The sequence below is a fragment of the Micromonospora sp. PTRAS2 genome, from assembly GCF_054052245.1.
In genome coordinates, this window is sequence record NZ_JBSWBU010000067.1 from 1 (window position 1) to 458 (window position 458).

Genomic DNA, 458 nt, shown 5'->3' on the forward strand with positions numbered 1-458 from the left:
GCCGACAACCCCTCCGCCACACCCACACCATCCACACCCGACACCGCCACCCGGAACCGATGCGACGCCCGACCCACATTCGCCGTAAACCCGAAATCCCCCACACCACTCGTCCCCACACCCGACAACACCCGCGCATAATCACCCGCCAAACGCCGCACACCCTCCACACTCGACGCCGACACCTTCACCACAAACGACTCCTGCACCGACACCTCACGCGGAACGGCGACAGGCGGCTCCTCCAGAATCACGTGGGCGTTCACCCCACCCATCCCGAACGCCGACACCGCACCCCGCCGCGGCACACCCGCCACCCGAGGCCATGCGACGACCTGATCCGCCACGAAGAACGGCGACTCCTCGAACCGGATGTGATCATTCGGCCGGTTGACATGCAACGTCGGCGGAATCTGCTCCCGATCGAACGCCAACAACACCTTCACCACACCAGCCAG

General features: G+C 65.5%; 1 protein-coding gene. It reads right to left on the reverse strand.

Annotation, left to right across the window (positions count from 1 at the left end):
- Nucleotides 1–446, reverse strand: a 446-nt coding sequence (locus ACVMYR_RS33185) for a ketoacyl-synthetase C-terminal extension domain-containing protein (protein ID WP_457123711.1), incomplete at its 3' end; no start/stop codon positions are given.
- Between the last annotated feature and the right edge of the window lie 12 nt (nt 447–458).